The organism is Acidithrix ferrooxidans, assembly GCF_000949295.1.
In the GTDB taxonomy this organism is placed as follows: domain Bacteria; phylum Actinomycetota; class Acidimicrobiia; order Acidimicrobiales; family Acidimicrobiaceae; genus Acidithrix; species Acidithrix ferrooxidans.
The window spans coordinates 1-7331 of sequence record NZ_JXYS01000051.1 but is presented as its reverse complement, the minus strand read 5'-3'; the positions used below and the strand labels follow the sequence as shown (position 1 = coordinate 7331).

The following is a 7331-nucleotide window of genomic DNA, read 5'->3' as shown; positions in this document are numbered from 1 at the left end:
AGCGGAGCGAGGAGCGGGCCTAGGCTACGCAGCGCTCCCACCAGAGTCGAAGGAGCGAAGTTGGCCCCTTGCATCGCAAGTGCTGCACATACCCGGTTGATCGGGAGCCCAAGGAGAAACTTCGCCACCACGATATGGGCGAGGAACCCAGCCGACAGCCTACCTTTTGGAACTACCTTCGCTGGTGGTGCGCCAGCTACGACCCCCTTGGTCGCCTTGCAGTTACATCCTCTCCGGTACGTCGGACGGATATGGTCGATGACCCGGACTATCACCTCGACGTCGATCTCCTCGCAGCGTTCCTCTCCGAAAGGCGCATAAGGCGCACCACAGCTCCCACAGACCAACAGCTTGGAATCGGGCTCATGGATCTGTTGTACGCGTGGTAGGTGGTCATAGCTGCGTCGACCATGGCCGCGGTGCCCGAGTTGTTGACCTCTCTTGCGCCTTGGCACCTCATCAGGCTCAGGGTCGCTACTTTCTTCCAAGGCGCCTATTGGTTCTGCGTTCACATCCTGAGCCATCTTCGCCCGTTCGGAGCGACGCCCGAAAGCCTGTTTGGTTAGCTCGACGATCTTGGCTGTGAGTGCATCCACTTTGGCAGACAACTCGTCACGCTCGGACCTAAGGACGACGTTCTCGGCCTCCAGCGAAGCGATCCGCTCGTTGTCGTATTGGCGCACTGTTTTTGCCACGTAACTATAACTATCACAATTAAAGCGCCGTGTCCAGCCACCCTAGGCCACAGAGGATAGGCCAGCTACCCCAACCTTACGCCATCATCGAGTGTCTACAGCACCGCTTGTTTGACGGGATCACCGAATGTGTACGATGGTGTGGAACCTTTCATAGATCGGTGATAGGCAGGTGAGAGGTCGCCTGATCAGTGGTAGTCGGCGACTCCGTGTTCCCCAAAGTCGTATCTTTTCAGACTTATCAAGTTTCGCAAGCAATAACCATTTCAGACTCTGATTCGCGGATAAGCGGATGTGGAGACGCAAACACACATGTATTGAGAAGTCGCTCGACCAATGACATTTCAAAGCATACTTATCTAGTTTCGCTAGCAAAAACCAATTTGGAGTCAAATTCTCGGAGTAGCGGATGTGGAGACGCAAACACACATGTATTGAGAAGTCGCTCGACCAATGACATTTCAAAGCATACTTATCAAGTTTCGTAAGCAAGAGCCATTTTGGAATCAGATTCGCGGAGTAGCGGATGTGGAGACGCAAACACACATGTATTGAGAAGTCGCTCTACCAAGGACATTTCAAAGTGCCTTGCGTTGAATCGGTATGCGAATTCCTCGAGGCATAAGTTGCTTATGTTCCTCATCTCCGTGGTGGGTTCCGTCGATAAATTTCTTGCAGTTTCCAATTTAGGATCTTGAGCCATTTGAATGTTACATGTGCTTGTTCGTCTTTGGATAGAGTGAACCAGTGCGCTAGTCCAAGGTCTTTCAGCACATACCCCGTAACTTGGGTCACCATCACTTATCAGCTTGGTATTAGAATCTCAACGTCTCACAAAAACATCTTTGGGTGATTTAGCAGTGGTATCTTTGATTACTTCCATGAAGCAATGAGTAGGAGCACCATTGCTAATCGACACTGCAATTAGAACATTGGTTTGTTTTGTTCCCTTTCCTCTTTAGCCTTCGCCATGGCTCTCACCACCTAAAAAGAACTCATCTACTCAGGCGTTTTCTCCAAGTTTGTATAAACCATCTCGCTCAGCCATTACGCTCAGCCATTGCCTTAGGTAGCTTATTTAGCATCAACCAGCCAGTCGAATAAGAAACTTGAACGAATTTAGCAAGGGCTCTGATGGCTAGGGGGTAGTAGCCGAAAGACCACGCTTGTCGTTGGACAATAGATAGATAGCGGAGAACCACTTGGATAAAGAGATATGACTTCGATGAAAGATGGTTCCGGAGGTAACGCTAGTTTGGCGGTGACAAGATTTACATTGAAAAAGTGGAGCTCGAGATGCTGCATTTCTTGAAATGATTTGCCCTTACTAAAGTAAATTGATCGAAGTTACACTTTGAGAATCTAAATCCCTAATAGCAATAGCAATTTGATCAATTGATCTTCACATGCTTACTTTGAAGCGAAGCGTACCATAAAGCCTGAGATATCCACCATGCCTCCTTTATCGAACATCTGTTCTACTAAAGATTAGCTCCAATCTGGTCTCGGTGGAGGCGAAACTTACGAAACTTGATAAGTATGTTTCAAAGTGCCTTGGGTTGAATCGGTATGCGAATTCCTCGAGGCATAAGTTGCTTATGTTCCTCATCTCCGTGGTATGTTCCGTCGATAAATTTCTTGCAGTTTCCAATTTAGGATCTTGAGCCATTTGAATGTTACATGTGCTTGTTCGTCTTTGGATAGAGTGAACCAGTGCGCTAGTCCAAGGTCTTTCAGCACATACCCCGTAACTTGGGTTACCATCACTTATCAGCTTGGTATTAGAATCTCAACGTCTCACAAAAACATCTTTGGGTGATTTAGCAGTGGTATCTTTGATTACTTCCATGAAGCAATGAGTAGGAGCACCATTGCTAATCGACACTCCAATTAGAACATTGGTTTGTTTTGTTCCCTTTCCTCTTTAGCCTTCGCCATGGCTCTCACCACCTAAAAAGAACTCATCTACTCAGGCGTTTTCTCCAAGTTTGTATAAACCATCTCGCTCAGCCATTACGCTCAGCCATTGCCTTAGGTAGCTTATTTAGCATCAACCAGCCAGTCGAATAAGAAACTTGAACGAATTTAGCAAGGGCTCTGATGGCTAGGGGGTAGTAGCCGAAAGACCACGCTTGTCGTTGGACAATAGATAGATAGCGGAGAACCACTTGGATAAAGAGATATGGCTTCGATGAAAGATGGTTCCGGAGGTAACGCTAGTTTGGCGGTGACAAGATTTACATTGAAAAAGTGGAGCTCGAGATGCTGCATTTCTTGAAATGATTTGCCCTTACTAAAGTAAATTGATCGAAGTTACACTTTGAGCATCTAAATCCCTCATAGCAATAGCAATAGCAATAGCAATAGCAATAGCAATAGCAATAGCAATAGCAATTTGATCAAATGATCTTCACATGCTCCCTCTGAAGCGAAGCGTACCATAAAGCCTGAGAGATCTACCAAGACAGCTTTATCGAACATCTGTTCTACTAAGGATTAGCTCCAATCTGGTCTCGGTGAAGGCGAAACTTACGAAAGTTGATAAGTAGGTTGGTAATTGCTAGGAGGTGTGGCTCGTTAAGATGCCAATTCATTACCTTGGAACTTGCATCGCCTGGTTTGTCGATGAAAGTTCCAAAGTCATGACTACGAGTGGAGGTGATGGGGCTCGAACCCACGACCTTTTGACTGCCAGTCAAATGCTCTTCCAGCTGAGCTACACCCCCAAGAGGTCACCATGACAGTATATTGCAAAATTGTTTGATCGGTTAGCCTCAAGTCGAATTAATGAACTTTTGTCCTTCTGGCACCCTGACCGAGTGGTAAATGTGAAAGGTGGAGCCATAGCTTTGACAAAAATTAGCAAGGTCGGATTTGGTCATTTACAGGGCAATAGGTCAGTTCCAATGTGTCGATACTAGCTTGCACTAGGTCGGTGCTGCCTCTTGGCCTCAGGCAATCTCTGGGTATGGAGCTCCCGGGCGCTAGCAATGGTGTGATTTTCCATCAATGAAACCTATATCGTTAGAATACACTTTTGACACACAAAAATGTATTCTAACGACGCCCCGTTTAGAATGGTTGTAATTTTGTAACGACATGAGGGTCAATGACTGAGGTTTATAACGTACAAGAAGTTGAGCGTAAGTGGCAACGGATTTGGGAAGAATCGGGAATCTACCAAGTCGATGATGACGATACCCGGCCAAGATCGTATGTCTTGTGTATGTATCCTTATCCATCGGGTGCTGCGCATCAGGGCCATGTTAAGAACTATACCTTCGGCGATCTAAATGTTCGCTTTAGAACAATGAAGGGCGAGGCCGTCCTTTCGCCATTTGGCTTTGATTCGTTTGGACTTCCTGCAGAGAATGCTGCCATAAGGACCAAGATTCATCCTAGGGAATATACCGATGCACGAATTGACGAACTTCGTTCCAGCGTAAAGCGCCTTGGAGCGGTCTTTGATTGGCGACGTGAATCAAAGAGTCACGATCCATCGATGATTAAATGGTCACAGATTATCTTTGCCAGACTTTATGAAGCGGGCCTTGCTTACAAGGCAGAGGCCCCAGTCAATTGGTGTCCAGGTTGCCAAACGGTGTTGGCAAATGAGCAAGTGAATTCCGACGGTACGTGTGATCGCAGCGGTGACATCGTTGAACGTAAGAACCTTTCGCAGTGGTTCTTTCGGATTACTTCCTATGCCGATGATCTTCTTGAAGGCCTCGACAGTTTGGATTGGCCAGAGCGAGTCAAAACGATGCAGCGTAACTGGATCGGTCGGTCTGTCGGCGCTAAGATGAAGCTCAAAGTTGCAGGGCTGTCTGACTATTCGATTGAGGTTTACACAACCCGGCCTGATACCTCCTTTGGCATGACTTATGCCGTTATCGCCCCTGAGCATCCGTTTGTCGAGTTGATCACGTCTTCGAAGATCCAAGATGAAAAGTGGAAGATTGACAATGTGGTTAGTCCCGAGTTTTCTGTAAGTGAACAGAATTCTCGAGAGATCCAGGATTTCGTTCAATCGGTGAAGAACCTTTCTGACGTGGATAGGGTCACGACTACTTCCGAACGACCAAAGAGAGGAATCTTTACCCGATGCTCGGTAATGAATCCATTCACCGGAAAATTGGTCCCACTTTATATTGCGGATTACGTGCTTATGACTTATGGAACCGGCGCAATCATGGCCGTTCCTGGTGAGGATCAACGGGATTATGACTTTGCCAAAGTCTTCGATCTGCCTATTATTCGAACCGTGGCACCACCAGAGGGCTTTGAAGGCGATGCCTATACCGGAAGCGGCGAGAAGATAAACTCTGAATTTTTGAATGGACTTTCCATCGAGGAGGCCAAATCTAAGGCGATCTCTTGGTTGCAAGAGCGTGACTTAGGTGTTGCCTCTACGCAATATCGGTTGCGCGATTGGTTGATCTCCAGACAGAGATATTGGGGATGTCCAATTCCGATCGTTTATTGTGACAAGTGTGGCACTTCAACGGTTCCAGTGGATGATCTTCCGGTTTTGGCTCCTGATGATGTTGAGTTTCTTCCAACAGGCGAATCTCCATTGGCGCGCCATGCAATATTTTCAAAGGCTGTCTGTCCAAAGTGTGGGGGTCCAGCAACTCGAGAGACAGACACAATGGATACCTTCGTCGACTCGTCATGGTATTTTCTCAGATTTTGTGACTCGTTCAATTCCAAAGAGCCATTTTCTCTGACGGCACTTGAAGAGTGGATGCCGGTTGATCAATATATCGGCGGTATCGAACACGCGATTTTGCATCTTATGTACGCTAGGTTTTTTACGCGTGCGCTTTCAGATCTTTCGTTAGTTCCAAAGTCACTAAAGGAACCTTTTGCTCGTCTTTTTACCCAAGGGATGATCAGGATGGACGGATCAAAAATGTCCAAATCAAAGGGTAATTTAATTTCTCCAGAGCAATATTTTGATGGAGTGGGTGCTGATGCACTTAGGCTCTTTCATCTTTTTATTGGGCCTCCCGGCGACGACTTTGATTGGACAGGTCAAGCCGATGAGATGATAGAGGGTTGCTCTCGTTTTCTCAAGCGCGTCTATCGCGTCGCTGTCAATGAATATGTACCCACGAAGGTTCAAGATTCAGAGTCGAAATTGCTCAGAGAATTTACCCATCGAATCATCGAAAAGGCAACAATAGACTACGAGCGCTGGTCCTACAATACAGTTGTATCGGGAGCTATGTCGCTGTGCAACCAGATATATAAGGGGATCTCAAACGGAGCAGATTCTTCAAGCGTCGACGAAGCGATCGATATCTTGATCAAACTTTTAGCGCCTATGACTCCGCACATCTGTGCTGAACTTTGGTCGATTCGCCATGATGGCGAGATCGTGCATCTTCAGAAATGGCCAACTCCTGACCAGGCACTGCTCTCTAGCGTCAAAGAGACCTTGGTCGTACAGGTTGCTGGGAAGGTGCGAGAGAAGTTCGAAGTTGATGGATCTATTACAGAGCAAGAGGCTCTTGCCCTCAGCATGGGCAGCCAAAAGGTTTTATCATTCCTTGCTAACGGCTCTGCATCAAGAGTGGTCTATAGACTTCCAAAGTTGATCAATTTGATTCCTTAGTCCATTTTTCGTGAATCATTGGGATATTCTCGAGTTCGCGTATTGGATGGGCGAAGTTATTTGACTCAGAACAATCAAACGCCCCAATGACACCTTTGGGGCGTTTGATTCGTTAATTCACATTTAAGCCATCGAGTTGTCGGTAATAGTTATTTCCACCGCTCGCGCCATTGGCCTTTTAGCTTTTTACTCTACTTTCTGTTTGGAAGTAGTTTTTGTACATACTTATCAAGTTTCGTAAGCAAGAGCCATTTTGGAGTCAGATTCGCGGAGTAGCGGATGTGGAGACGCAAACACACATGTATTGAGAAGTCGCTCTACCAAGGACATTTCAAAGTGCCTTCGGTTGAATCGGTATGCGAATTCCTCGAGGTAAAGTTGCTTATGTTCCTCACGTCCGTGGTATGTTCCGTCGATAAATTTCTTGCAGTTCCCTATCAGGATGTTGAGCCATTTGAATGTTACATGTGCTTGTTCGTCTTTGGATAGAGTGATCGAATGCGCTAGTCCAAGGTCTCGAGCACATACCCCGTAACTTGGGTTACCATCACTTATCAGCTTGGTATCGGAATCTAAACGTCTCACAAAAACATCTTTGAATGATTTAGCAGTGGTATCTTTGATTACTTCCATGAAGCAATGAGTAGGAGCACCATTGCTAATCGACACTCCAATTAGGACATTGGTTTGTTTTGTTCCCTTTCCTCTTTAGCCTTCGCCATGGCTCTCACTACCTAAAAAGAACTCATCTACCTGGACGTTTCCTCCAAGTTTATATAAACCATTTCGGTCAGCCATTGCTTTTCGTAGCTTATTTAGCATCAACCAGCCAGTCGAATAAGATACTTGAACGAATTTAGCAATGGTAGTAGCCGAAAGACCACGCTTGTCGTTGGACAATAGATAGATAGCGGAGAACCACTTGGATAAAGAGATATGGCTTCGATGAAAGATAGTCCCGGAGGTAACGCTAGTTTGACGGTGACAAGATTTACATTGAAAAAGNGGAGCTCGAG

At 46.3% G+C, this 7331-nt stretch carries 2 protein-coding genes, 1 tRNA gene and 3 pseudogenes; 1 reads left to right on the top strand and 5 read right to left on the bottom strand.

Annotated features, from left to right (window positions below; all coding sequences use genetic code 11):
- The 4 genes and pseudogenes from AXFE_RS08660 to AXFE_RS08650 form a co-directional block, all read right to left on the bottom strand.
- On the bottom strand, positions 1 to 695 hold a 695-nt coding region (locus AXFE_RS08660; RefSeq protein WP_152625974.1), incomplete at its 3' end, for an IS66 family transposase.
- Positions 696 to 1170: 475 nt separating this feature from the next.
- A pseudogene (locus AXFE_RS19260) lies at positions 1171 to 2090 on the bottom strand (IS1595 family transposase).
- 139 nt (positions 2091 to 2229) lie between these two features.
- Positions 2230 to 3176 (bottom strand): annotated as a pseudogene (locus AXFE_RS19255) (IS1595 family transposase); the annotation flags it as partial.
- Between the two features lie 172 nt (positions 3177 to 3348).
- Positions 3349 to 3421: transfer RNA gene (locus AXFE_RS08650), tRNA-Ala, on the bottom strand.
- A 383-nt stretch (positions 3422 to 3804) separates the two neighbouring features.
- Between AXFE_RS08650 and leuS the strand changes: the two genes are divergently transcribed.
- Positions 3805 to 6315, top strand: coding sequence for a leucine--tRNA ligase (leuS, locus tag AXFE_RS08645; protein WP_052605482.1), 2511 nt, complete (start codon positions 3805 to 3807; stop codon positions 6313 to 6315).
- A 228-nt stretch (positions 6316 to 6543) separates the two neighbouring features.
- Here the strand turns inward: leuS and AXFE_RS19250 are convergent.
- A pseudogene (locus AXFE_RS19250) lies at positions 6544 to 7331 on the bottom strand (IS1595-like element ISAxf1 family transposase); the annotation flags it as partial.

What these genes read in the sequence shown, in the direction of transcription:
- leuS (WP_052605482.1), top strand. Translation starts at nt 3,805, where the DNA reads ATGACTGAGGTTTATAACGTACAAGAAGTTGAGCGTAAGTGGCAACGG.